Origin of the sequence: Saccharopolyspora sp. NPDC002686 (assembly GCF_040295745.1) — a bacterium.
In the GTDB taxonomy this organism is placed as follows: domain Bacteria; phylum Actinomycetota; class Actinomycetes; order Mycobacteriales; family Pseudonocardiaceae; genus Saccharopolyspora; species Saccharopolyspora oryzae.
Window position 1 is genome coordinate 22,238 of record NZ_JBEOVY010000012.1, and the last position, 24,620, is coordinate 46,857.

Below are 24,620 nucleotides of genomic sequence, written 5' to 3' on the forward strand. Positions count from 1 at the left end.
CACGTGAAACACGACCCGCTCCGTTTGACTCCGGATTCACCGTCCACGATCCTTTCTCGTTCGACGTGCATCGTCACGACGCCGACCGGACGCTTTTCGGGTCGCCGCGACCCGCTCCACCACGACGACGGTCGTCGGCACCTCGAGCGCACCGACACCGCACGACACCACTTCGCCGCGACCGCCACCGACCGCGGCGATCGCCGCGGCATCCCGCTCCAGCTCCTCGGCCGCGCTCTCGCCCTTCATGGCGAGCAGCCGGCCGCCCTGCCGCAGCAGGGGGAGGCACCACTTCGCGAGCCGTTCCATCGGAGCGACGGCACGCGCGGTCACGACGTCCTGATCGGCCAGTCGTTCGCGCACCGGACCCTCCTCGGCACGTCCGCGCACCACCTCGACGTTGAGCTCCAACTCGGTGATGACTTCCTGCAACCACGCCACCCGTCGAGCCATCGGCTCCAACAGGGTCAGGTTGAGATCCGGGCGGGCGATCGCCAGCGGGATGCCCGGCAACCCTGCCCCAGAGCCTACGTCCAACACCCGGCAATCCGGGGGGAGCAACTCCGCAACAACCGCAGAGTTCAACAGATGTCTTTCCCAAAGCCGGTCCAATTCGCGCGGACCGATGAGTCCGCGGCGGATCCCGTGCTCCTGGAGCATCTCGTGGAACCGCTCGGCCAAGTCCAGCCGATCACCGAACACGACCCGCGCCGCCGCAGGCTCGGTCAAAGCATTCACCCCGATGTTTCACGTGGAACCAAGGAATCTCCGACCAAGCCTGCCGGATAGCACTCCGCAATCACCAACAACCCCTTCCGGCGCGTCCGGGGATGCCGATCGGTGACTCCGGGGCGCCGACAGCGACGGCCCGCGTGATGCCGCTACGAGCCCCGCTCCGGCAGGCAGGGGAGAGAGCTTCAAATCCAACCAGATTTCCGCATCCATCCACACCGACGATTTATGTCACGGTGACGTTTTGTCTCCGGAGCCGTTTCACGTGAAACACGACCGGAGAAGGCAACCGAACACCATCCGGCCCCGAAAAACAACAATGCCCCCGTCCGGCGGGACGGGGGCATTGGGTCGCGGGAGGGGAGCGGTCAGCTCTTGAAGACGACCACCTTGCGGTTGGGCTCCTCGCCCTCGCTCTCGCTGTGGACGCCGTCGATCGCCGCGACCGCGTCGTGGATGATCTTCCGCTCGAACGGCGTCATCGGACGCATGCGAGCTTCCTTGCCGCTCGACAGGACTTCCTCGGCGGTGGAGCGACCGAGGTCGGTCAGCTCCTGGCGGCGACCGGCGCGCCAGCCCGCGACGTCCAGCATGAGGCGGCTGCGCACGCCAGTCTCCTGCTGCACCGCGAGGCGGGTCAGCTCCTGCAGCGCCTCCAGCACCTGGCCGCGGCCGCCGACGAGCTTCTCCAGGTCTTCGCCGCCGTCGATGCTCACGATCGCGCGGCCGGCCTCCACGTCGAGGTCGATGTCCCCGTCGTAGTCCAGCAGGTCGAGCAGCCGCTCCAGGTAGTCACCCGCGATGTCGCCCTCCTGCACCAGCAGGGCTTCGGTGTTGGACGGAGCTTCGTCGCCGGCGGTTTCGGACGTTGCCGGGCTCGACTCCTGCACGGTTTCGGACACTGGGTGTCTCCTCTCCAGGGTTCGCGCCAGACTCACCGGGTCTCGCCCGGCTTGTCCGTGTCGCGAGAACGGTCTTCGATCACCCCGGGGATCTCACCGGGTTGGTCCTTCGTCGTGTCCTCGTTGCGGCTGTCGGCGTCCACCGAGGGACTGCCGTCCACGACCGTGGACTCGACGACCGCGGGCGCGCCTGCCTGCGCTGCCTCCTCGCGGTCGATCCGGCTGTACACCACGCGCTGCTGGGCCAGCGTCCAGAAGTTGTTGGCCAGCCAGTAGATCAGGATCGCCAGCGGCAGGAACGGACCACCGATGATGGCGAACATCGGGAAGATCCACAGCGTCATCCGGTTCATCATGGCCGCCTGCGGCTGGGCCGCCGCGTCAGCGGTCTGCCGCTGCACGTTGTGGCGCGCGGTGAAGTGGGTGGCGATCGCGGCCGCGATCATCAGCGGCACGCCCACCAGCATCATCTCGACGCGGTCGGTGCCGAAGGCCGCGAGAACGTCCGGGGCCTGGCTGATCGTGTTGGACAGCTTCGCGCCGAAGAAGTCCGCGGCCACGAAGGACTCCACGTCCTTGGCGTCGAAGATGAAGTTCGACGGCGCCCCCGGCTTGAAGCCGTTGAGCACGTGGAACAGACCGATGAACACCGGCACCTGGACCAGGACCGGCAGGCAGCCGCTGAGCGGGTTGAAACCCTGCTCGGCCTGGAGCTTCTGCATCTCCGCCGCGAGCTTCTGCCGGTCATCGCCGTGCTTGGCCTGCAGCTCGCGGATCTGCGGCGCGAACTCCTGCATCTTCTTCATCGACCGCACCTGGTGCACGAACGGCTTGAACAGCAGCGCGCGCAGCGTGAAGACGAGGAAGATGACCGACAGCGCCCAGGCGTAACCGCTGGCCGGGTCGAGCACGAAACCGAAAACCTTGTGCCAGAACCACAGGATGGCCGACACCGGGTAGTAGATGAAGTCCAGCACGCGGGCTACTCCTCGGCAGGTTTCTCGGGTGCTCGGGCAGGGGTTCGCGCGGTGCGCTCACGAGGTGGCGGCACCGGGTCGATCCCTCCAGGGTGCCAGGGACCGCAGCGCACAAGCCTGCGCAGGGTGAGCCAACCACCGCGGAGCAGGCCGTGCGTGGTCAACGCCTCGACCGCGTAGGCGCTGCAGCTCGGGTAGAAGCGGCACATCGGCGGCAGCAGCGGTGAGATCACCTTGCGGTAGACGTGCACCGGACCGAGCAGCACCCAGGCGAACGGGCTCGGGCGCCGTGCGGGCGCGCGGAGCCGTTCGTCGTGCTGCTGGTCCTGAGCCATCACCTGGAACCTGTCGCCGGACCATCGGGGGCGAGGACGCGGAGCTTGCGCATCGCCGCGTCCAAGTCCGCGCCGAGTTCGCGGCTGGACGCATCGGCCGCCGCTGGTAGGGCTCGGACCACCACCAGTGTGCCAGCGGGCAGCGCCGCCAGGCGGTCACGCATCAGGTGCCGCAGCCGGCGCGAGACCCGGTGTCGGATCACCGCCGTGCCCACGGCCTTGCTCACGACAAAACCCACCCGGGTCGATCCTGTCGAATTCCGGGTGGGTGCCGTATTCGCCTCGGCTTCCGGTAAGGCCTCGCCGCGGTGCCGAGCGGACTCCAGCGACTGGTCCGGACGCAATGCGTGGACCACGAGCCGGGACCGCCCGGATCGGCGTCCACGACGGACCACCAGGCGGAACTCCTGGCTCCTGGTCAGCCGGGCTGCCGCGGGAAGCACGGCCGGACGCGATCAGGCAGAAAGACGCGCGCGGCCCTGGCGACGGCGCGAGGCCACGATGGCCCGGCCGGCGCGAGTGCGCATGCGCAGCCGGAAGCCGTGCTTCCGTGCACGACGGCGGTTGTTCGGCTGGAAAGTGCGCTTGCCCTTGCTCACGGTCGGATCTCCCGGTTACTACAGGCACCGATGGCCACGGTGAACCACGGTTCGGTCAAGGTGTCCCTGGGTTCGTTCCCGAGCCTCGGTCGCCAATTCGTGCGAAGATCGGCGGTACCGAGCGGCGCACGACGCCGATTTCCCGGCGCAGTGACATGCCCGCTCAGGAAAGCGGGGACTGTACGAGGGTACGCAGTGACTTCCGGGGCCGCACTACCGGGGTGGGTCTAAGCCGCCGAATCGCCTCCCCGAGGCGACTCCAGGCGGCGGTGCGGGCGCGGCCGGTCCGGGAACAGGCTGCCACACCCCGATCTTGGTGGAACCTCCGGGACTTGCTTGTGAACCGCTGCACGAGCTTGTTAGGTTGCCCCTCTGCGATGCGCGGCCGGCAGGTGGGAGACCGGCCTCGGAGGCGTTCCGACCTCGGTCGCAGGGGTACGACGGCCCCAGGGGGGAACACCGCGGCGGACTGCCGTACCTTCATACACAAGTTGTGGACAACTCTGTGGAGATCTAACCCGTGCAGGTGATCCCCGGAGTTCGGCCCCGCCGTCGGCGTGATATCGCCGCGCCCGAGCACTCTGGGAACAGCCCTCGGGACAACGACCTGGGGCTGCGTGAACGAGGGGAGGGGAGCAAGGCGGTGTCCGACCACCAGGCCGATCTCGTACGAGTTTGGAGCGAGGTGGTGCAGGAGCTGTCCTCCGGCACCCTGTCTCCCCAGCAGCGCGCGTGGATGCGCGTGACCCGCCCGATCGGACTGCTGGACGGGACTGCGCTGCTCGCCGCGCCGAGCGACTTCGCCAAGGAAGCCATCGAGCGCGCGCTGCGCGATCCCATCACCGACGCCCTGTCCCGCCGCCTCGGCCGGGACGTGTCGCTGGCGGTGAAGGTGGACACCGCGGTCCCGGCGCCGACCCGACCGGTCGCCGCGCCCGCTCCGACCGAGCAGTGGACCGGCAACCGCAGCTCCACCGGCGAGCAGCCCGCGACCGCGGCTCCTTACTTCTCCACGCCCGGTTTGGGACGCGCCCCGGAGAACTTCACCGCGGCCGAGAGCTTCCGGCCGCCGGAGAGCTTCGGCAACACCGCGCACACCGGCTCGATCCCGGTCGTCCCCAGCGGGGACGCGCCGGGTCGGCACGCCGCTCCCGAGCCCGCGCAGGCACCCGAGATCGACTTCCCGACCGCCGAGTTCAAGTGGCCGGGCGGCGAGATCCCGCAGCCGCTGGAGTCCGAGGTCGAGGCCGAAGAGCCCGAGCCGGAACCCGAGGAACCCGAGTCGGAGGAGACCGGCGGCGAGAACTGGCCGACCTTCGGCCGCGGCGGGCAACCGACGGCCGAGCCCCAGCCGGGCCAGCCGTTCACCGCGCCGAAGCACGCGCCGCCGACCTCGCAGACCAGGCTGAACGCGAAGTACACCTTCGACACGTTCGTCATCGGCTCGTCGAACCGGTTCGCGCACGCCGCCGCGGTGGCTGCCGCCGAAGCGCCGGCCCGCGCGTACAACCCGCTGTTCATCTGGGGCGAGTCCGGTCTCGGCAAGACGCACCTGCTGCACGCGGTCGGGCACTACACCCAGCGCCTGTTCCCCGGGATGCGGGTTCGCTACGTCTCGACCGAGGAATTCACCAACGACTTCATCAACTCGCTGCGGGACGACCGCCAGGTCGCGTTCCAGCGGCGGTACCGCGACGTCGACGTGCTGCTGGTCGACGACATCCAGTTCTTGGAGGGCAAGGAAGGAACCCAGGAGGAGTTCTTCCACACCTTCAACACGCTGCACAACTCGAACAAGCAGATCGTGGTGTCCTCCGACCGGCCGCCGAAGGGGCTGCGCACGCTGGAGGACCGGCTGCGCACCCGCTTCGAGTGGGGTCTGATCACCGACATCCAGCCGCCCGAGCTGGAGACCCGCATCGCGATCCTGCGGAAGAAGGCCGCGCAGGACCGGATGAACGCGCCGGCCGACGTGCTCGAGTTCATCGCGTCCCGCATCGAGCGCAACATCCGCGAGCTGGAAGGCGCGCTGATCCGGGTCACGGCGTTCGCGTCGCTGAACCGGCAGCCGGTCGACCTGCAGCTCGCCGAGATCGTGCTGCGCGACCTCATCCCGGACTCGCAGACCCCGGAGATCACCGCGCCGACGATCATGGCGGTCACCGCCGACTACTTCGGCGTGACGATGGACGACCTGTGCGGTCCGGGCAAGACGAAGGCGCTGGCCCAGGCGCGGCAGATCGCGATGTACCTGTGCCGCGAGCTGACCGACTCCTCGCTGCCCAAGATCGGCCAGTACTTCGGCGGCCGCGACCACACCACGGTGATGTACGCGGACAAGAAGATCCGCAAGGAGATGGCCGAGCGGCGCCGCGTCTACGAGCACGTTCAGGAGCTGACCGCCCGGATCAAGCAGCAGTCCCGGTAGGACTTGGCTGCTCGTCGGCTGGTTCGCGCTGCGGACCCGCCCGGATCATCCGGCTCCGCAAATCCGCGCACGACCTCTTCGCCGCTCTCCCCGTGCCGCATCGACCCTGCGGTGGCGGAGTTGATGGCGCCAGACGGCTTCTCAGGGCCGATTTCCGCGTCGGCCGCTGCCGGGCGATCTCCAGCCCTCCGGTGTGCTGACCCTCGGCCCGCATCGCGCATCTTTTCTGCCTGACCACCCTCGCGTGAGACACCCCCTCCAGCAGAAAGATCCCGCCTCGACGCGCGGGTGCCCGGGGTAGGCCGAGCGCCGATCGGACGCGCAGCGGAGCGCCGTTCCTCGGCCGCCGCGATGGTCCGCGGGCCAATCTGGGCGGCGGCGGGAGCCCGCCGACGAGCGCGCGAACCTTTCTGCTGGGGCACCTGACCCCGAAACACCCCCTCCGACAGAAAACTTCGACCGCTCACCGACGGCTCCGGAGGCCCCGACGGCACTCCGGCACGGGGATCGGAGGGCATCCCGGGCGGAAATAAGCACGTTCCGCGCTTGGTCGAGCGCGCTCCGCGCACGCGGAAGGCGTTGCGGGCGCTGACTTTTCTGGGAGGCGGGGTGGGCTTGGCCTCACCTGGTCAACAGAAAAGTCCACGGAGGGCCGAGCTGTCCACATCTCCTGAATCCCCAGGCGCGACCTGGAGTTTTCCCCAAACCATCCACAAGCTGTGCACAGGTTGTCGCCGTCTGCCCACAGCCCGGGCGGGGGTTGACCACAGACCTCTCACAGGTTTGCCCACAACCTGACCGGTGGAACCGCCGAAAACCACAGGGGGTGGGTACAACCGGGGGGTCCAACTGTGGATGGAGGTGTGGACAACTGGGGACAGCTGTGGACTAACTGGGGGAGGGTCGAAGTTGTCCACCACCCGGTCGTCGTAGTCCCCGGTTACATCCCGTGCTCATCCACATCCGGCCACGCCACCCGACCAGCCCAAACAGCACTTGTCCCCACAACTCACAGCCCTTACTACTACTGCTCTCATTTGTTCTTCTAAAAGAAAAAAGAAAAGAGAAGTAAGGGCCGGTGGATAAGTGGACAACTCCGCTCGACGGGCCTGGGCGGGCCGACGAACTGCTCGGACCCGGATGCGGAGATCGCGGCGCACGCTCTACGGTGGAACTCCCGCGGAGGCAGTCCCGGCGAACTTCGCGCCGTTGCCCTGGCTGAGGGTCAGGCGGTCCGGTGCCTCCCGGGGCGTCCGTGCGGGGACCGCTCCACCCCGTGCGGCGGGGCCGGAGCACCACGACCCGTAATGAGCTCTGGAGCTCGGACACAGTTCTCGGCAGCCTGCGCATGGCTGAAACCGAAAGGACACCCATGAAGATCCGCGTGGAACGTGACGGTCTCGCCGACGCCGTCGCTTGGGTCGCGCGCAGCCTTCCGTCGCGGCCACCGGTTCCGGTGCTGGGCGGGGTTCTGCTCGATGCGAGCTCCGGGGAGGCGCTGACCATCTCCGGCTTCGACTACGAGGTCTCCGCACAGGTCACCATCGACGCCTCGATCGACGCCAGCGGCAAGACGCTGGTCTCCGGGCGGCTGCTGGCCGACATCACCAAGGCGCTGCCGGCGCGTCCGGTGGAGCTCACCGTCGACGGCTCGCGCGTCACCATCACCTGCGGCAGCTCCAAGTTCAGCCTGCCGACCATGCCGGTCGAGGACTACCCCGAGCTGCCCGCGATGCCGGAGCACGCCGGCTCGGTGCCCACCGACCTGTTCGGCGAGGCGGTCGGCCAGGTCGCGGTCGCGGCGGGCAAGGACGAGACGCTGCCGATGCTCACCGGCATCCGGATGGAGATCAACGCCGACAAGCTGACCATGGTCGCCACCGACCGGTTCCGGCTGGCGATGCGCGAGATCACCTGGGAGCCGGGCACCACCATCGAGGACACCGCGGTGCTGGTCCCGGCCAAGACGCTGGCCGACTCGGCGAAGACCCTCGGCGCCGGCGCGAGCAAGGTCGAGATCTCGCTGGCCTCCGGTGACGGACTGCTCGGCCTGTCCGGCACCAAGCGCCGCAACACCACGCGACTGCTGGACGCGGAGTTCCCGAAGTACCGCCAGCTGCTGCCCGCCGAGAGCGCGGTGACGGCCAACATCCACGTCGGCCCGCTGATCGAGGCCATCAAGCGCGTGTCGCTGGTCGCGGAGCGCGGCACCCAGGTGCGCCTGGAGTTCTCCGACCGCGTGCTGCGCCTGACCGCTGGTGGCGACGACGAGGGAAGCGCCGAGGAAGAGCTCGCGGTGGAGCTCGCCGGTGAGCCGCTGACCATCGCGTTCAACCCGGCCTACCTGCTCGACGGCCTCGGTGCGATGAAGACCGAGCGCGCCCAGCTGCAGTTCACGACCTCCAACCGCCCGGCGCTCATCAAGCCGGTCGACGAGGATGGCAACGTGGCGGAGGGCTACCTCTACTTGCTGATGCCAGTCCGCCTCCCGGGCTGATCTCAGCACTCCCGCAGCCCCGCCGATGGGGCTGGATCACATCCGAAGCCCGGTCCGGCCGGGGCCTGCGCCGTCGGCGGTTAGGCTCCGGTCAGATCGATTCAGCTGGTGCGGTCCCACCTCGCGCGCCGACCAACCCAGTGGAAACACAGCTCGCAGAGGAGATCCGGTGCAACTCGGACTTGTCGGTCTCGGCCGAATGGGTTTCAACATGCGTGAGCGGCTGCGCGCCGCTGGTCACGACGTCGTCGGTTACGACCGCAATCCCGACGTCAGCGACGTCGCCTCGGTCGCGGAGCTGGTGCAGAAGCTGACCGGCCCGCGGATCGTGTGGATCATGGTTCCGCACGGCGACCCGACCCGTCAGACCGTCGAGGAGCTGGCCGGGCTGCTGTCCGCCGGTGACCTGGTGATCGAGGGCGGCAACTCGAAGTTCACCGACGACCAGGCCAACGCCGCGCTGCTCGCCGAGAACGGGATCAAGTACGCCGACGTCGGTGTGTCCGGCGGTGTTTGGGGCGCCAAGAACGGCTACGGCCTGATGGCCGGTGGCGACGCCGAGGACATCGAGCGCGCCATGCCGATCTTCGACGCGCTGCGTCCGGAGGGTCCGCGCGAGGAGGGCTTCGCGCACGCCGGCCCGGTCGGTGCCGGGCACTACGCGAAGATGGTGCACAACGGCATCGAGTACGGCCTGATGCAGGCCTACGCCGAGGGCTTCGAGCTGCTGTCCGCCTCGGACGTGGTCACCAACGTGCCCGAGACGATCAAGGCGTGGAGCCGCGGCACCGTGGTCCGCTCCTGGCTGCTGGACCTGCTGGTCCGGGCGCTGGACGAGGACCCGGAGCTGACCGAGCTGCGCGGGTACGTCAACGACTCCGGCGAGGGGCGCTGGACGGTCGAGGAGTCGATCAACAACGCGGTCCCGACCCCGGTGATCACCGCGTCGCTGTTCGCCCGCTTCGCCTCCCGCCAGGAGGACTCGCCCGCCATGAAGGCGGTCTCGGCGCTGCGCAACCAGTTCGGCGGCCACGCCGTCCAGAAGTCCGACTCGGAGAGCTGAGCACACCCGGTGTTGGGTCGCTTTGTCGACAAATCGACCCAACACCGGAGTTCGGGCGAACGGACCGTTCACCCCTCTTGAGGGAGCGAACGGCCTGTTCACCTCACATCCCGCGGCCCGGTGCTGCGTTGCGAACGGACCGTTCACCTCGTAGAGCGTGGCGGACAGGCCGTTCGCTCCACCCCACCGAACCAACCGGAGAACGTGAATCGGTCTCGGGCTGGATCGGCCGACCACTAAGTTGGATCGTCGTGTACGTCCGTCATTTGCAGGTGACCGACTTCCGGTCCTGGCCGCACGCCGACCTGGCCCTGGAGCCGGGGATCACCGCGCTCGTCGGGTCCAACGGGCAGGGCAAGACGAACCTGGTCGAGGCCGTCGGCTACGTCGCCACCCTCGGTTCGCACCGCGTCGCCAGCGATGCGCCGCTGGTCCGCGAGGGTGCGGGGCGCGCGGTGGTGCGCGCTGCGGTGGTCAACGGCGGTCGCGAGCTGCTGGTCGAACTGGAGATCACGCCGGGCAAGGCCAACCGCGCCCGGATCAACCGCGGCGCTGCCGCCAAGCCCCGCGACGTGCTGGGGATCCTGCGCACCGTGCTGTTCGCGCCGGAAGACCTGTCGATCGTCCGCGGCGACCCGGGCGAACGCCGCCGGTTCCTCGACGAGCTGCTGGTCTCCCGCGCGCCGCGGTTCGCGGGCGTGCGCTCCGACTACGAGCGGGTGCTCAAGCAGCGCAGCGCGCTGCTGAAGTCCGCGGGGGCTGCGAAGCGCGGCGGGGCCAAAGCGGATCTGCGGACGCTGGAGGTCTGGGACGGGCACCTGGCGCGCTACGGCGCGGAGCTGCTGGCCGGTCGGTTGGACCTCGTCGCTGCCATCGCACCCCACGTGACCAGCGCTTACGCCAACGTCGCTGCGACCGACGAGGCCACCATGCCGTCGAGCCGGGTCGCTTCCCTGCGCTACCGCAGCAGCCTCGGCGCCTCGCTGCCCGAGGGCTACGGCGAGCCGATGGGCAAGGAAGCCGACGTCGAGGTGCTGGAGGCCGCGCTGCTGGAGGAGCTGGCGCGGGTCCGGCCGCAGGAGATCGAGCGCGGCGTGTCGCTGGTCGGTCCGCACCGCGACGACCTGGAGCTGCTGCTCGGCGAGCTGCCCGCCAAGGGCTACGCCAGCCACGGCGAATCGTGGTCCTTCGTACTGGCGTTGCGGCTGGCTTCCTACCACCTGCTCACCGAGGATGGCGCCGAACCGGTGCTGATCCTGGACGACGTCTTCGCCGAACTGGACCGGCGCCGGCGGTCCCGGCTGGCCGAGCTGGTCGCCGGGGCCGAGCAGGTGCTGGTGACCGCGGCGGTCGCCGAGGACGTGCCGCCGGAGCTCGCCGGCGTGCGATACGACGTCCGCGAAGGCGAGGTGCGACGTGTCCAGTGACCGCGCGCGATCTGCCGGTGCACCCAGCGTGACCGAGGACACCACTCGGTCCACGGATCTACCCACACCTGGGGATAACTCTGTGGATGGTGTGGATAACTCGACGCCACCGGGCGAGGCCGCCGGAGCCGGGGATGGTCCCGGGTTGAGTGGCCCCGATCTGGCGCGTGCCGCGTTGCAGGCTGCCCGCGAGCAGTCCGCGGCCCGCCGCAAGGCGCTCAAGAAGAAGGGCGGCAAGATCCGCCCGCGTCGACGTCGTGGCTGGTCGGGGCCCGGTCCGGACGATCGGGATCCGCAGCCGCTGGGTCGGCTGGCGGCCCGCATCGCCTCCGAGCACGGCTGGACCGAGCACCTCTCCGGGGGCCAAGTGTTCGCGAAGTGGTCCTCGCTGGTCGGCGCCGACGTCGCCGAGCACACCAAACCGGTGGCGCTCAAGGACGGCGAGCTCACCGTCCAAGCCCAGTCCACCGCCTGGGCCACCCAGCTGCGGCTGCTGCAGCGGCAGATCCTGAAGCGGATCAGCGACGGAGTCGGCCGCGACGTGGTCCGCCGCATCAAGGTGCAGGGACCGGCGGCGCCCAGCTGGCGACACGGCCCGCGGCACGTCCCCGGCCGCGGCCCGCGAGACACCTACGGTTGATCCGGTCAGCGCCGGAGGTGCAGGTGATCGCGCTGCTGGGGCGGTGGCGACGCCCGGTTCCGGCGCGATCGCCGGGGGCGGGGAGCGGGCCCCAGCGCCGGAGCGGCCGGACGGGCGGCCGATCGCCGCCGAGATCCCACAGGCGCCGCTCGCGGCTCTCGGATGGTGGATTGATTCGAGTTCTTCGCTCTGTGAGCAAGTCAGGGGTGTCCTTGCCCCACTTCTGTCCGGGGAGACCAGTAGAATCAAACCGGGTGTGGCCGAGGCGTCCACCAGACAGCGCATCGGTGTGGTGCGCGGAACCGGCCGACCGGCCGGTGCGGCGCCAGCAGACGAGAGTCGCCCCGAAGTGGTCAGCGGTGCGGGACGTGGCGCGTTCGAACCGGCATCGACCGATCACCCTGACAGCACAGTCGGCTCAAGGAGAAATCGAGGCCCGTGGCACCGAAGAAGAGCGAATACAACGCTTCGTCCATCACCGTTCTTGAGGGCCTTGAGGCCGTCCGCAAGCGTCCGGGCATGTACATCGGTTCGACCGGTGAACGCGGTCTGCACCACCTGGTGTGGGAGGTCGTGGACAACTCGGTCGACGAGGCGATGGCCGGGTACGCGACCACCGTCGAGGTGACCTTGCTCCCCGACGGCGGTGTGCGCGTGGTCGACGACGGCCGAGGAATCCCGGTCGACATCCACCCGGTGGAGAAGAAGCCGACCCTGGAAGTCGTGCTGACCGTGCTGCACGCGGGCGGCAAGTTCGACAGCGACGCGTACGCGGTCTCCGGTGGTCTGCACGGCGTCGGCGTCTCGGTGGTCAACGCGTTGTCCACCGCGCTGGAAGCGGAGATCCACACCGGCGGCACCGTGTGGCGGCAGCGCTACGAGGACTCCAAGCCCGTCTCGGAGATCGAGCGCGGGGAGAAGACCGACAAGTCCGGCACCAGCATCACCTTCTGGGCCGACCCGAACATCTTCGAGACCACCCGGTACAACGCCGAGACGATCTCGCGCCGCCTGCAGGAGATGGCCTTCCTGAACAAGGGCCTGACCATCATCCTGCGCGACGAGCGGGTCGAGGAGGAGGACGCGGCAGGCGAGGACGCCAGCGGCACCACCGCCCGCGCCAAGGAGCGGACCTTCCACTACCCGGGCGGTCTGGAGGACTTCGTCCGGCACATCAACGCCACCAAGGAGCCGATCCACAAGAAGGTGGTGGCCTTCACCGCGTCCGGGAACGGGCACGAGCTCGAGATCGCGATGCAGTGGAACTCCGGCTACAACCAGTCGGTCTACACCTTCGCGAACACCATCAACACGCACGAGGGCGGCACCCACGAGGAGGGCTTCCGCTCCGCGCTGACCCGCGTGGTCAACGCCTACGCGCGGGACAAGAAGCTCATCAAGGAGAAGGACGGCAACCTCACCGGTGACGACGTCCGCGAGGGCTTGGCCGCGATCGTGTCGGTGAAGGTCCGCGAGCCGCAGTTCGAGGGCCAGACCAAGACCAAGCTGGGCAACACCGAGGTCAAGTCGTTCGTGCAGACCACCGCGTTCGAGTGGCTGACCGACTGGTTCGAGCGCAACCCGGCCGAGGCCAAGGTCATCGTCAACAAGGCGGTCTCCTCGGCGCAGGCGCGGATGGCCGCGCGCAAGGCCAAGGAGCTGGTGCGCCGCAAGAGCGCGATGGACATCGGCGGCCTGCCGGGCAAGCTGAAGGACTGCCAGTCCAACAGCCCGGAGGAGTGCGAGCTCTACATCGTGGAGGGCGACTCCGCGGGTGGCTCGGCCAAGGAAGGCCGCGAGTCGCGCTTCCAGGCGATCCTGCCGCTGCGCGGCAAGATCATCAACGTGGAGAAGTCGCGGATCGACAAGGTCCTCAAGAACAACGAGGTCCAGGCGATCATCACCGCGCTGGGCACCGGCATCCACGACGAGTTCGACCTGTCCAAGCTGCGGTACCACAAGATCGTGCTGATGGCCGACGCCGACGTCGACGGCCAGCACATCCGGACCCTGCTGCTCACCCTGCTGTTCCGCTTCATGCGCCCGCTGATCGAGAACGGCCACGTCTTCCTGGCGCAGCCGCCGCTGTACAAGATCAAGTGGCCGCGCTCGGAGCCGGAGTACGCCTACAGCGACCGCGAGCGCGACGCGCTGCTCGAGGCAGGTGCCGCCGCCGGCCGCAAGCTGCCGAAGGACGACGGCATCCAGCGCTACAAGGGTCTCGGCGAGATGAACGCCGACGAGCTGTGGGACACCACGATGAACCCGGAGACCCGGCTGCTGCTGCAGGTCTCGCTGGACGACGCGGCGACCGCGGACGAGCTGTTCAGCGTGCTGATGGGCGAGGACGTCGAAGCCCGGCGCTCGTTCATCACCCGCAACGCCAAGGACGCCGGCTTCCTCGACGTGTGACGCCGACGCGCAGGCCAACCACCGAACTCTCCGAATAGCAAGGGACGAGCATGACGGAAATCCTGCCGCCGGAACACGGCCGGATCGAACCGGTCGAACTCCAGCAGGAGATGCAGAACTCCTACATCAACTACGCGATGAGCGTCATCGTCGCGCGCGCCCTCCCGGACGTGCGCGACGGGCTCAAGCCGGTGCACCGGCGCGTGCTGTACGCGATGTACGACTCGGGCTTCCGCCCGGACCGCGGGTACGTGAAGTGCTCCCGCGTCGTCGGCGACGTGATGGGCAACTACCACCCGCACGGCGACTCGGCGATCTACGACACCCTGGTCCGCCTGGCCCAGCCGTGGTCGATGCGCCACCCGCTGATCGACGGGCAGGGCAACTTCGGTTCGCCCGGCAACGACCCGGCCGCGGCCATGCGGTACACCGAGTCGCGGCTGGCCCCGTTGGCGATGCACATGCTCGCCGACATCGAAGAGGACACCGTCGACTTCTCCGACAACTACGACGGGCGCACCCAGGAGCCCGACGTGCTGCCGTCGCGGTTCCCGAACCTGCTGGTCAACGGCGGTGGCGGGATCGCGGTCGGAATGGCGACCAACATCCCGCCGCACAACCTGCGCGAGGTCGCCGACGGCGTCGTCTGGGCGCTGGAGAACCCCGAGGCCGACGACGAGCAGCTGCTCGAGGCCCTGATGGCGCGGATCAAGGGGCCGGACTTCCCGACCCACGCCCAGATCCTGGGCACCAACGCCATCGCGGACGCCTACCGCACCGGCCGCGGCTCCATCAAGATGCGGGCCGTCGTCACCATCGAGGAGGACAGCAAGGGGCGCACCACGCTGGTCGTCACCGAGCTGCCCTACCAGGTCAACCCGGACAACCTCATCGAGAACATCGCCTCGATGCACCGGGAAGGCAAGATCACCGGCATCTCGGACATCGCCGACGAGTCCAACAGCCGCCGCGGCATGCGGATCGTCGTCACGCTCAAGCGCGACGCGATCCCGAAGGTGGTGCTGAACAACCTCTACAAGCACACCCAGCTGCAGACGACCTTCGGCGTCAACATGCTGGCCCTGGTCGACGGCGTGCCGCGCACGCTGCGGCTCGACCAGACGATCCGGTACTACGTCAAGCACCAGGTCGAGGTCATCGTCCGGCGCACCAAGTACCGGCTGAAGAAGGCCGAGGAGCGCGCCCACATCCTGCGCGGTCTGGTCAAGGCGCTGGACATGCTGGACGAGGTCATCGCCCTGATCCGGCGCTCGCCCACGGTGGACGACGCGCGCACCGGCCTGATCGAGCTGCTCGACGTCGACGAGATCCAGGCCAACGCGATCCTGGAGATGCAGCTGCGCCGCCTGGCCGCCCTGGAGCGCCAGAAGATCATCGACCAGCTGGCCGAGATCGAGCGGGAGATCGAGGACCTCAAGGACATCCTCGCCAAGCCCGAGCGCCAGCGGCAGATCATCCGCGACGAGCTGATGGAGATCGTCGACAAGTACGGCGAGGACCGGCGCACCAAGATCGTCCCGTTCGAGGGCGAGGTCTCCATGGAAGACCTCATCGCCGAAGAGGACGTGGTCGTCACCATCACCCGCACCGGGTACGCGAAGCGGACCCGCACCGACCTGTACCGGGCGCAGAAGCGCGGCGGCAAGGGCGTGCAGGGGGCGGCGCTGAAGCAGGACGACATCGTGTCGCACTTCTTCGTCTGCTCGACCCACGACTGGATCCTGTTCTTCACCAACAAGGGCCGGGTCTACCGGGCGAAGGCCTACGAGCTGCCGGAGGCCAACCGCACGGCCCGCGGCCAGCACGTGGCGAACCTGCTGGCGTTCCAGCCGGACGAGCAGATCGCCCAGGTCATGCAGATCAAGGACTACACCGCGGCCCCGTACCTGGTGCTGGCCACCAAGAAGGGGCTCGTCAAGAAGTCCAGGCTGACCGATTTCGATTCCAACCGATCGGGTGGTCTCATCGGCGTCAACCTGAAGGAGGACGACGAGCTGGTCGGCGCGGTGCTGTGCTCCTCCGACGACGACCTGCTGCTGGTATCCGCCGAAGGCCAGTCGATCCGGTTCCACGCCACCGACGACGCGCTGCGCCCGATGGGCCGCGCCACCTCGGGTGTGCTGGGCATGCGGTTCAACGACGGCGACGAGCTGCTGGCCATGGGCGTCGTGCGCGAGGACCGGTACGTGCTGGTCGCCACCGATCGGGGCTACGCCAAGCGCACCCAGATCGACGACTACCCGGTGCAGGGCCGCGGCGGAAAGGGTGTGCTGACTCTCCAGCACGACAACAAGCGTGGCAGGCTGGTGGGGGCGCTCATCGTCGAACTCGACGACGAGCTCTACGCGATCACCTCGAGCGGTGGGGTCATCCGCACCACCGCCAAGGAGGTGCGCAAGGCCGGCAGGCAGACGAAGGGGGTTCGTCTGATGAACCTCGACGAGGGTTCCGCGTTGGTGGCCATCGCGCGCAACGCCGACGAAGCCGTCGACCCGGACGCTGCGGGGCCGGAGCAGCAGAAGTAACACTGTGGGAGACCACGCCGCACACCGCCGACGATCACCGAAGGATCGCTCGTGACATCTTCCGAGAAGCCGGAGTCCTCGGGCCCGCAGGACGCGGACCAGGCTTCGGTCAGCACGCAGACAGTCGACAGCACCGCCGAGGCGGACACCGAATCCGGCTCGGCGGCCGCGGAGGCCGCCAGCGGTGAGGAGCTGAACGGCACGGAAACGCCGCCGCCGTGGCAGCGCGCGTCGGCGTCGGCGTCCGGGGCGGAAGGCACCGATTCCACCCCGGGCACCCCGGTGCCGGACGTCGACGACACGCAGACCATCCCGAAGCAGTTCGCGGACCAGGAGACCGTGCGCACCAAGGTGCCGCAGTCGGCCCGGACCACGGTGTCGTTCACCGGGGCCGGCGCCGGGTCCGGGAGCAGCGCGCGCAACGCGTCGACCCCGTCGGCGCGACGCCCCAGCCGGGGACCGCGCCGGGCCAGCCTGCAGGTCAAGCGGGTCGACCCGTGGTCGGTGCTGAAGCTCGCGCTGGTGCTCAGCGTGGCGCTGTTCTTCGTCTGGATGATCGCGGTGGCGGTGCTCTACGGCGTGCTCGACGGCATGGGCGTGTGGGAGCAGCTCAACGGCACCTTCAGCGAGCTGACCCAGCCCGACGACGCGGCCGCCGAGCCGTTGATCAGCGCCGCCAGGGTGTTCGGGGTCGCATCGATCATCGGCGCGATCAACATCGTGCTGGTGACCGCGCTGGCGACGGTGGCCGCGTTCATCTACAACGTGGCCGCCGACTTCGCCGGCGGCGTCGAGATCACCCTGTCCGAGCGGGAGTGAGCCGCTGACGTGGCGATTCCGGTCCAGCAGGCCGGAATCGCCACGTCCTCCGGCCCAGAAGCCACCCCCCCGTTCAGACGCCGGAAGGCGTCCTGTAGTCTTTGAATCACAACAAGGGCCTATAGCTCAGGCGGTTAGAGCGCTTCGCTGATAACGAAGAGGTCGAAGGTTCAAGTCCTTCTAGGCCCACTGGTAACCCTTTCAATACCCGAGACGTCACGGGCCCGAGCGCCGCGTGCAAGGAGGCGACCGGAAGTGAAGAAGCTGCTCGCACTCGCCGCAGTTGCTGGAGTCGTCCTGTTCGTCGTCCGGCGCAACCGTGCCGCCAAGGCCGAGGCCGACCTGTGGCGCGAGGCCACCGCCGAGGCCTGATCCTCCGGCGAAGTTCTTGAACCAGCCCGGTCCGGTTCGCCGCGCCGGGCTGTTCTCGTCGCCAGCCCCACCGGTCAGCTGACCCGGAGCGGCGACGACCAGGGGACGTAGCTCAATTGGCAGAGCACCGCCTTTGCAAGGCGGGGGTTAGGGGTTCGATTCCCCTCGTCTCCACTCGAAGTTTGGGCGAGGTGTGCCAACGGAAGGCGTTGGCCTGAACTTCTCGTCATTATTTTGGGGGAAGCGACTCCCCCCAAGCCCCCCTACGGTGCGGGGGTCTTTTTTGTATCTGCTCCTTGCGGTGGGGAGCCTTCCGGGCCTGCTCACCCACCAGCCCTCCGGGGGCTTGCGGCTCGGTGCTCCGCCCGCGTCTCTTGCCCCTTGAGTTATGGCTGTTCGCACCTCGAGCTTGCTCGGGTTCGGCGTTTTGCTGCTCGTTTTTCCTCCTCCTTCTCGGGTTTTCGGGGTCTTGGTTGGGTTTTCGCTGGGTGGAAGGGGGTTTGGTGGGGTTTGGGGGTTGTTGGGTGAGCATCCTTGCTTCTGCTGTTGGGGTTGGTTTTTGCAGCTTTGCAGGGAGGTTTTATGGGTGGGGTTGGGTTTGGCGGGCGTGGGGGTTGGGCGCTCGGGTTGTGCTGGACCGCCGTTCTGCTGGACGGGTTCGACCTCGTTGTGCTCGGGTCCGTGCTGCCCGTGCTGCTCGAGACGCAGCAGTGGGGGTTGACTCCTGCTAGTGCTTCCGTCGTTTCGACCGTCGGGTTGGTCGGGATGACCATCGGGGCGTTGGCGATCGGGACCGTTACCGATGTCATCGGGCGGCGCAAGGCCTTGATCTTCGCCGTGACCAGCTTTTCCCTGCTGACCGCGCTGTGCGCTGTGGCGCCTTCGGTGTTCGTCTTCGGGGTGCTGCGGTTCCTCGCCGGGTTGGGTCTTGGTGGGTGTTTGCCGACCGCGATCGCGCTGGTCACCGAGCACGCTCGGGCCGGGAAGAGCGGTAGCGCCACCACGTCGATCATGACCGGGTACCACGTCGGGGCCGTGTTGACCGCGCTGCTCGGGATCGCGGTTCTGCCCGGCCTGGGGTGGCGGGCGATGTTCGTCATCGGGGCCGCGCCCGCGCTGGTGCTCGTGCCGCTGATGCTCCGGTACCTGCCCGAATCGGAGTCCTTCGAGCAGGTCAAGGCCGAACGCGGTTCGCGCGGTGGGGCAGAGGCCGTTGCTTCGCTGTTCCGCGGTGGGCTCGGCCGGGCCACCATCGCCTTCTGGGTCACGTCCTTCATGGGGTTGCTGCTCGTCTACGGGCTCAACACCTGGTTGCCGCAGATCATGAAGTCCGCCGGGTACCCGCTCGGAGCCGCGCTGGGGTTGTTGCTGACGCTGAACATCGGTGCGGTGATCGGGCTGCTGGTCGCCGGTGCGGTCGCCGACCGGATCGGGCCGCGGCCGTCGACGATCGCCTGGTTCGCCGCCTCCGCGGTGTTCCTGGCCGCACTGAGCATCAAGCTGCCCGGCATCGGCGTGTACGTCGCGGTGCTGATCGCCGGCTGCTTCGTGTTCAGCTCGCAGGTGCTCGTGTACGCCTACATCGGCCGCGTGTACCCGGCGGCGAACCGGGCCACCGGGCTCGGCTGGTCCGCCGGGATCGGGCGCATCGGTGCGATCTGCGGTCCGCTGCTCGGCGGCGCGATGCTCACGGCGGGCATCGCCTACCCGTGGGGCTTCTACGCCTTCGCCGCGGTCGGCGCGCTGGGAGCTGTCGGGGCCGCGATGGTCGGGAAACCCGGGGTCGTGCAGGAGCAGGAGCTCAACGCCGACAACTCCCAGCACGCCTAGCTGCGGCTCAGCCCTCGACGGCTGCCTTGATCCGGTCCACCGTCTGCTGCATGGCCTCCTGGAGGCGGCCGCGGCGGAACTCCAGGAACGTCGCGGCCTTCTCCGGCGGCAGGCTGTCCCGGATCGCCAGCAGCCGACTCGGCGGGGACGTCATCACGAAGCGCTGGGTCAGCCGGCAGCCGTCGGCGGTCGGCTCGATCTCGAAGGACCACACCGGGTTCTCCGAGGGGTCGGGCTGGGCGAGCACCGCCCAGGCGAACCGGCGCCCCGGCTCGGCCGCGACCACCTCGCACTCGGTGGTCCAGGTGTCGTCGCGGAACCGGTTGTGCCCCTTGAAGTGGGCGCCGACCGCACCCGGTTCTCCGGTCGTCCACTCGCCGCCGGTGCACTCCGGGCTCCACTCGCCCATGCGCGTGATGTCGCTGGCGACCCGGTACACCACGTCCGCGGTCGCGGCCACCTCGGCGGTGGCGTGCAAATCGAAACTCGTCGGTTCAGTCATGTCAGCATCCTCGCCCCGCGAACCGGTCTCCCACTCTGTGATGCGGACCACCCCAAAGTGAAGGGCATCTTCGACCTGGCCGGTCGAAGATGCCCTTCACGCGTTCGGGTGATCTACCTCAGTGGGAGCGCTCAGCCGCGGGGTGCTGGTGGTCGGACTGGGACGGCACCTCGTAGTGGTCCGCGCGGTGGCGGGCCGGGGTGTCGCGCCGGGAGAAGTCGCTCTCCGCGGAAGCCACGGGGAGCTCTTCCGGGCGGCGGGAGAACGCGACCGCGGCTGCCGCGGCCAGACCGCCCAGGATCAGCAGGACCCAAGGCCACTTGCGGCGCTTCGGCTTCGGGCTGATCCGCTCGGCCAGCTCCTTGCGGGCCGCCACCGTGTTCTTGGCGAGCTGCTTGCGGGACTCGGCGGCCTTCTTCTCCCACTGCTTGCGCGCCTTGCGACTGCGCTTGGAGAGCTCCTTGCGGGACATCCCGGTGGTGCGCTGCGCGATCTTCTCCTGCAGCTCGTCGGTCGAAATGCCCCGGTTGGCGAGTTCCTGCTCGGCCAGCGTGGCGGCGTGCTTGGAGAACGCCACGCCCACCTCGCTCGCACGTTTCGCGCCGCGACGGGCGGACTTGATACCGGTCCCCACCGCCTTGCCCACGCTCTCGCCAGCTCGGGCCATCGCCTTCACCTCGTCCATCATCTGCCTCCTGGGCCGGGCTTTCACCGGTCGACTTCTGGGCCGCGTCGTGGCCCATATTGCACCCAGAAACCGGTATCGGCCTGTTCGATGGCAGGATGGTCGGGTGGCTGAAGACAATGGATCGCTCGTTGGGACGACGGTGACCGCGACCCTGCACACCTCGCAGGGAGACATCCGGATCAACCTGTTCCCCGACCAGGCGCCCAAGACCGTGAAGAACTTCGTCGGTCTTGCCGAAGGCACCCAGGAATACACCGAGCCGAACGCGAAGGGCGAGAAGTCCGGCCCGTTCTACGACGGCGTGATCTTCCACCGCGTCATCGAGGGCTTCATGGCCCAGACCGGTGACCCGACCGGCACCGGCCGCGGTGGCCCGGGCTACAAGTTCGGCGACGAGTTCCACCCGACCCTGCAGTTCGACCGCCCGTACCTGCTGGCCATGGCCAACGCCGGGCCCGGCACCAACGGTTCGCAGTTCTTCATCACGGTGGCTGCGACCAGCTGGTTGAACTACAAGCACACCATCTTCGGCGAGGTCGCCGACCAGGCGTCCCGCGACGTGGTCGACACGATCGCGACGACTGCGACCGGACAGGGCGACCGCCCGGTCAACGACATCATCATCGAGAAGGTCTCGATCGAGCGCGGTTGAGACCCGCCAACCGAGCAGGGAGCAGGTCCCACACGTGACTGTTCCGCCCGGATCCCAGCCAGGGGCGGACGGAGCGCCGCCGCAGCTGCCGACTTGCGTCCGGCACCCGGACCGCCCCACCGGGCTGCGCTGCACCCGGTGCGAGCGTCCGGCGTGCCCGGAATGCCTGCGCGACGCCTCCGTCGGCCAGCACTGCGTGGACTGCGTCGCGGAGGGGCAGCGCGGGCAGCGGCAGGCCGTGACGGTCGCCGGTGCCAAGCTGTCCGACAAGCCGATCCTGGTGCCGCTGCTGATCGCGGTCAACGTGGTGGTCTTCGCGATCACCGCGATCCAGGCCGGCAGCATCGGCGCGAACTTCACGGCGCCGCTCTTCGACGAGTTCGCGCTGTGGCCGATCCTGGTCGCAGGCGGGCAGTGGTACCGGCTGGTGACCTCCGGGTTCCTGCACATCGGGCTGCTGCACCTGGCGATGAACATGATCGCCCTGTGGGTGATCGGCCGTGACCTGGAGCTGTTGCTCGGGCGCTGGCGGTTCGCCGCGGTGTACGTGCTGTCGCTGCTCGGCGGCGGCGCCGCAGTGTTCCTGTTCGGCGAGGAGATCGCCCCGGTGGCTGGCGCGTCCGGCGCCGTGTACGGGCTGATGGGCGGGATCGCCATCGCCGCGCTGCGGCTGAAGGTGAGCCTGCGGCCGGTGCTGCTGGTCATCGGGCTGAACATCGCCGCCAGCGTGGTGATCCCCGGGATCTCGCTGCTCGGCCACCTCGGTGGGCTGGTGCTCGGCGTGCTCGCGACCGGTGCGCTGGTCTACGCGCCCCGGAACCGGCAGGCGCTGATCCAGGCCGGTGCGCTGGCCGCGCTGCTGGTGGTGCTGGTCGCCGTGCTGGTCACGCGGGACGCGCAGTTCGGCAACCTGGTGTGCTTCGGCTCCGGTTCGCAGGCGCGCTGCGGAGTGCTCGGATCGTAATAGCGAGTAGTAGCAAGGACTTCGATCAGCCCCGGCTACGACTGCGCCGGGGCTGATTCCTGCTCAGCTCCGCCAGGTGCGCAGGGCGTCGGCGACGTCCTGCGGGTCCGCGCCCAGGTCCAGGCGCGTCAGGATGACCAGGACGTCCGCGTCGAGCTCGAGGGACTGCACCTCGCGGCCGAAGCGGTGGTGCTCGCGGACCCTGATCGCCACGGCCGGCCAAGGCCAGTGCCGTCGGCCGCGCAGGCTCCGGATGGTGACGCCGTCGCGGTTCGCGCTCAGGCGCGGGCGGCAGATGGTGGCGTGCGCGGAGGCAGCGGCGAGGGCGAGCACCAGGACGCCGACGAACAGGCCGTCCACCGGGGACTCGGTGGCGAACCACCAGGTGACGGCCGCTGCGGTGAGCACCCAGCCGACCACCACCAGTCCCACCGGGGTGGCCCACTGCTGCGATTCGTTCGCCTCGTCCACCGTTATCCACCCGCTACCGATGAGTTATCCACAGGAGTTATCCCCACTGGGGATGAGTTACACCCATGTCGTTCGACGACCCGGAGTCAATCCGCCATCGGGATGAGTGAGGCCCGAAGGGATTGCGCCCTCCGGGCCTCCACGCGAATCGCTGCGGTGGGTCAGCGCCAACGCATCGTCATCAGCAGGCCGACGATCATGAAGGCGAACCCGACGGCGAAGTTCCAGCCGCCGAGGTCGGTCATGAACGGGATCTTCTCGCCCGCGATGTAGTTGACCACCAGCCACAGCAGCCCGATGATCATCATCCCCAGCATCACTGCGACGTAGATGGGGTGTGATGGGCCGAGCGCCTTCGCCTTCACCGGCGTGCGGCGATCGGTCACCGGGGTGGGTGAGTCCTTCTTGCGGACCTTGGACTTGGGCATGGTGTCCTCGCCAGGTGGTGCGGCCGCGGGAGCCGCGTGCTCGGGCGTGGCAGACCCGCGAAACCAGCTGCGGATCGGCTCGTTGTTCCAGGTACCACGTTAACGTAATCACAGAGCCGATCTAGAGCCCGGCCGTGATCATTTTGCCCGGAGACCACCCGGACCCCGCGAACGAGCCGTGACGGAGAGCGCAACCGTGGCATCCCCCGAGCACCCGGAGGCCCCGCCGCCGGATCGTCGACGCGTCCGCTCCGCGCTGCGCGTGGTCGGCGAGCTGCTGATCACCGCGGGCCTGGTGCTGCTGCTCTTCGTGTTCTACGCGGTCTACGTGACCGACTGGTCCACCGCCCGCAAGCAGGCCGAGGCCACCGACCAGCTGCAGACCCGGTGGGAGCAGCCGGCACCGGCCGCGCCGCCACCGCCGCCCAGCACCGGTGAGGGCTTCGCCCAGCTGTACCTGCCGGAGTTCGGGCCGGACTTCCGGTTCGCGGTGCTGGAAGGCACCGACGGCGAGACGCTCTCCGCCGGTCCGGGCCACTACGTCGGCACCGCCTGGCCCGGCGAGCAGGGCAACTTCGCGGTGGCCGGGCACCGGATCGGCAAGGGCGCCCCGTTCAACGACCTGGACAAGCTCGACTCGTGCGATCCGATCGTGGTGGAGACCGCGACCCGCTGGTACGTCTACCGGGTGCTGCCGATGGCCGACGAGGTCGCCGGGTGGAACGGGCACGGCGGTGACCAGCGCTGCCAGGGCGTGGCGCCGATCGGCGGGCCGTACGAGCAGGTGCACGGCCGGCGCATCGTGCTGCCGACGCAGGGCGAGGTGATCCACCCGGTTCCCGGCCAGCCGGTCGACCTGCTGCCCCCGGACCAGCGCACCAGGCTGATCACGCTGACCACCTGCCACCCGGAGTTCTCCGCCGAGCAGCGGCTGATCGTGCACGGCGTGCTCACCACGGAGTACCCGAAGGACCCGGCGCACCCGGAGCTGCGGCCCGCTGAGCTGGAGGAACGCTGATGTACGGGTGGATCTGGCGGCACCTGCCCGGCGGCACTGCCGCGAAGGCGGTGCAGGCCCTGCTGCTGGTGGTCGCGGCCGTCGCGCTGCTGCTGTTCGTGGTGTTCCCGTGGATCGACCCGCTGCTGCCGTTCAACGACGTGACCACGCAGTAGGCGCCTGTCTGAAGCACTCGTTTTGCGTGGCGGTGCAAGTAGCGGAACCTCAGCGCCCGCCTGGTCTGCGGGTGCCCGACTTTATGTATGCCAATACACGGCAGTCGGGCCGTCCTCGCCAGGCGAACGCTGAGAACCCGCGGCGGTGCAAGCTGCGGGGGTG

23 protein-coding genes, 2 tRNA genes and 1 pseudogene are annotated in these 24,620 nt (G+C 68.8%); 16 read left to right on the forward strand and 10 right to left on the reverse strand.

Features of this window, described 5'->3' with window-relative positions; genetic code table 11:
* Positions 1–36: 36 nt before the first annotated feature.
* The 6 genes from rsmG to rpmH all read right to left on the reverse strand — a co-directional run bounded on the left by rsmG (position 37) and on the right by rpmH (position 3,545).
* A complete protein-coding gene (gene rsmG, locus ABTZ89_RS03185) occupies positions 37–660 on the reverse strand; it encodes a 16S rRNA (guanine(527)-N(7))-methyltransferase RsmG (RefSeq protein ID WP_351039519.1) in 624 nt (207 codons plus the stop codon).
* 440 nt (positions 661–1,100) lie between these two features.
* Positions 1,101–1,634: a Jag family protein gene (locus ABTZ89_RS03190; RefSeq protein WP_270951494.1), complete on the reverse strand. Its 534-nt coding sequence runs from the start codon at positions 1,632–1,634 to the stop codon at positions 1,101–1,103.
* A gap of 32 nt (positions 1,635–1,666) precedes the next feature.
* Positions 1,667–2,611: a membrane protein insertase YidC gene (gene yidC / locus ABTZ89_RS03195; RefSeq protein ID WP_270951495.1), complete on the reverse strand. Its 945-nt coding sequence runs from the start codon at positions 2,609–2,611 to the stop codon at positions 1,667–1,669.
* A gap of 5 nt (positions 2,612–2,616) precedes the next feature.
* Complete coding sequence (gene yidD, locus ABTZ89_RS03200) at positions 2,617–2,946, reverse strand: membrane protein insertion efficiency factor YidD (protein ID WP_270951496.1); 330 nt, start codon at positions 2,944–2,946, stop codon at positions 2,617–2,619.
* Complete coding sequence (gene rnpA, locus ABTZ89_RS03205) at positions 2,946–3,389, reverse strand: ribonuclease P protein component (RefSeq protein ID WP_351039489.1); 444 nt, start codon at positions 3,387–3,389, stop codon at positions 2,946–2,948. Before rnpA ends, yidD begins: the two co-directional genes overlap by 1 nt.
* A gap of 12 nt (positions 3,390–3,401) precedes the next feature.
* A complete protein-coding gene (rpmH, locus tag ABTZ89_RS03210; protein ID WP_270951498.1) occupies positions 3,402–3,545 on the reverse strand; it encodes a 50S ribosomal protein L34 in 144 nt (47 codons plus the stop codon).
* A gap of 643 nt (positions 3,546–4,188) precedes the next feature.
* On the opposite strand from rpmH, the gene dnaA reads away from it, so the two are divergent.
* The 12 genes and pseudogenes from dnaA (at position 4,189) to ABTZ89_RS03270 (ending at position 19,579) form a co-directional block, all read left to right on the forward strand.
* Positions 4,189–5,973: a chromosomal replication initiator protein DnaA gene (gene dnaA / locus ABTZ89_RS03215; protein ID WP_270951499.1), complete on the forward strand. Its 1,785-nt coding sequence runs from the start codon at positions 4,189–4,191 to the stop codon at positions 5,971–5,973.
* A 1,372-nt stretch (positions 5,974–7,345) separates the two neighbouring features.
* Positions 7,346–8,470 (forward strand): DNA polymerase III subunit beta, encoded by a 1,125-nt coding sequence (dnaN, locus tag ABTZ89_RS03220; RefSeq protein WP_270951500.1) that lies wholly within the window; start codon positions 7,346–7,348, stop codon positions 8,468–8,470.
* 169 nt (positions 8,471–8,639) lie between these two features.
* The gene (gene gnd / locus ABTZ89_RS03225) at positions 8,640–9,533 is read left to right on the forward strand and encodes a phosphogluconate dehydrogenase (NAD(+)-dependent, decarboxylating) (protein ID WP_270951501.1); all 894 of its coding nucleotides are present in this window, start codon (positions 8,640–8,642) and stop codon (positions 9,531–9,533) included.
* A gap of 251 nt (positions 9,534–9,784) precedes the next feature.
* A complete protein-coding gene (gene recF / locus ABTZ89_RS03230; RefSeq protein ID WP_270951502.1) occupies positions 9,785–10,960 on the forward strand; it encodes a DNA replication/repair protein RecF in 1,176 nt (391 codons plus the stop codon).
* 91 nt (positions 10,961–11,051) lie between these two features.
* The gene (locus tag ABTZ89_RS03235) at positions 11,052–11,600 is read left to right on the forward strand and encodes a DciA family protein (protein WP_270951507.1); all 549 of its coding nucleotides are present in this window, start codon (positions 11,052–11,054) and stop codon (positions 11,598–11,600) included.
* A gap of 438 nt (positions 11,601–12,038) precedes the next feature.
* Entirely contained in the window at positions 12,039–14,012 is a 1,974-nt protein-coding gene (gyrB, locus tag ABTZ89_RS03240; RefSeq protein WP_351039497.1) for a DNA topoisomerase (ATP-hydrolyzing) subunit B, read from the forward strand.
* Between the two features lie 50 nt (positions 14,013–14,062).
* Positions 14,063–16,558 (forward strand): DNA gyrase subunit A, encoded by a 2,496-nt coding sequence (gene gyrA, locus ABTZ89_RS03245; RefSeq protein WP_351039500.1) that lies wholly within the window; start codon positions 14,063–14,065, stop codon positions 16,556–16,558.
* 51 nt (positions 16,559–16,609) lie between these two features.
* Entirely contained in the window at positions 16,610–17,377 is a 768-nt protein-coding gene (locus ABTZ89_RS03250; RefSeq protein ID WP_270951505.1) for a DUF3566 domain-containing protein, read from the forward strand.
* A gap of 115 nt (positions 17,378–17,492) precedes the next feature.
* Positions 17,493–17,566 (forward strand) — tRNA-Ile (locus tag ABTZ89_RS03255).
* A 66-nt stretch (positions 17,567–17,632) separates the two neighbouring features.
* Positions 17,633–17,740, forward strand: a pseudogene (locus tag ABTZ89_RS03260) (DLW-39 family protein); the annotation flags it as partial.
* 110 nt (positions 17,741–17,850) lie between these two features.
* Positions 17,851–17,923 (forward strand) — tRNA-Ala (locus ABTZ89_RS03265).
* Between the two features lie 408 nt (positions 17,924–18,331).
* Positions 18,332–19,579 carry an MFS transporter gene (locus ABTZ89_RS03270; protein WP_351039504.1) on the forward strand — a complete coding sequence of 416 codons (1,248 nt, stop codon included), beginning with the start codon at positions 18,332–18,334 and terminating at the stop codon, positions 19,577–19,579.
* A 7-nt stretch (positions 19,580–19,586) separates the two neighbouring features.
* Here ABTZ89_RS03270 and ABTZ89_RS03275 read toward each other — a convergent pair whose 3' ends face one another.
* Complete coding sequence (locus tag ABTZ89_RS03275) at positions 19,587–20,081, reverse strand: SRPBCC family protein (protein WP_351039507.1); 495 nt, start codon at positions 20,079–20,081, stop codon at positions 19,587–19,589.
* A 118-nt stretch (positions 20,082–20,199) separates the two neighbouring features.
* Positions 20,200–20,769: a BAR domain-containing protein gene (locus tag ABTZ89_RS03280; RefSeq protein ID WP_270952024.1), complete on the reverse strand. Its 570-nt coding sequence runs from the start codon at positions 20,767–20,769 to the stop codon at positions 20,200–20,202.
* Between the two features lie 103 nt (positions 20,770–20,872).
* Between ABTZ89_RS03280 and ABTZ89_RS03285 the strand changes: the two genes are divergently transcribed.
* Entirely contained in the window at positions 20,873–21,421 is a 549-nt protein-coding gene (locus ABTZ89_RS03285) for a peptidylprolyl isomerase (RefSeq protein WP_270952023.1), read from the forward strand.
* A gap of 34 nt (positions 21,422–21,455) precedes the next feature.
* Positions 21,456–22,385 (forward strand): rhomboid family intramembrane serine protease, encoded by a 930-nt coding sequence (locus ABTZ89_RS03290; protein WP_270952022.1) that lies wholly within the window; start codon positions 21,456–21,458, stop codon positions 22,383–22,385.
* Positions 22,386–22,448: 63 nt separating this feature from the next.
* Here the strand turns inward: ABTZ89_RS03290 and ABTZ89_RS03295 are convergent, their stop codons facing one another.
* A complete protein-coding gene (locus tag ABTZ89_RS03295) occupies positions 22,449–22,856 on the reverse strand; it encodes a PH domain-containing protein (RefSeq protein WP_351039512.1) in 408 nt (135 codons plus the stop codon).
* Positions 22,857–23,017: 161 nt separating this feature from the next.
* Positions 23,018–23,284: a cell division protein CrgA gene (gene crgA / locus ABTZ89_RS03300; protein ID WP_270952019.1), complete on the reverse strand. Its 267-nt coding sequence runs from the start codon at positions 23,282–23,284 to the stop codon at positions 23,018–23,020.
* Positions 23,285–23,480: 196 nt separating this feature from the next.
* Here crgA and ABTZ89_RS03305 point away from each other — a divergent pair, with 196 nt between their 5' ends.
* A complete protein-coding gene (locus ABTZ89_RS03305) occupies positions 23,481–24,302 on the forward strand; it encodes a class E sortase (RefSeq protein ID WP_351039516.1) in 822 nt (273 codons plus the stop codon).
* The gene (locus ABTZ89_RS03310) at positions 24,302–24,457 is read left to right on the forward strand and encodes a hypothetical protein (RefSeq protein ID WP_270952017.1); all 156 of its coding nucleotides are present in this window, start codon (positions 24,302–24,304) and stop codon (positions 24,455–24,457) included. Before ABTZ89_RS03305 ends, ABTZ89_RS03310 begins: the two co-directional genes overlap by 1 nt.
* Positions 24,458–24,620: the final 163 nt, after the last annotated feature.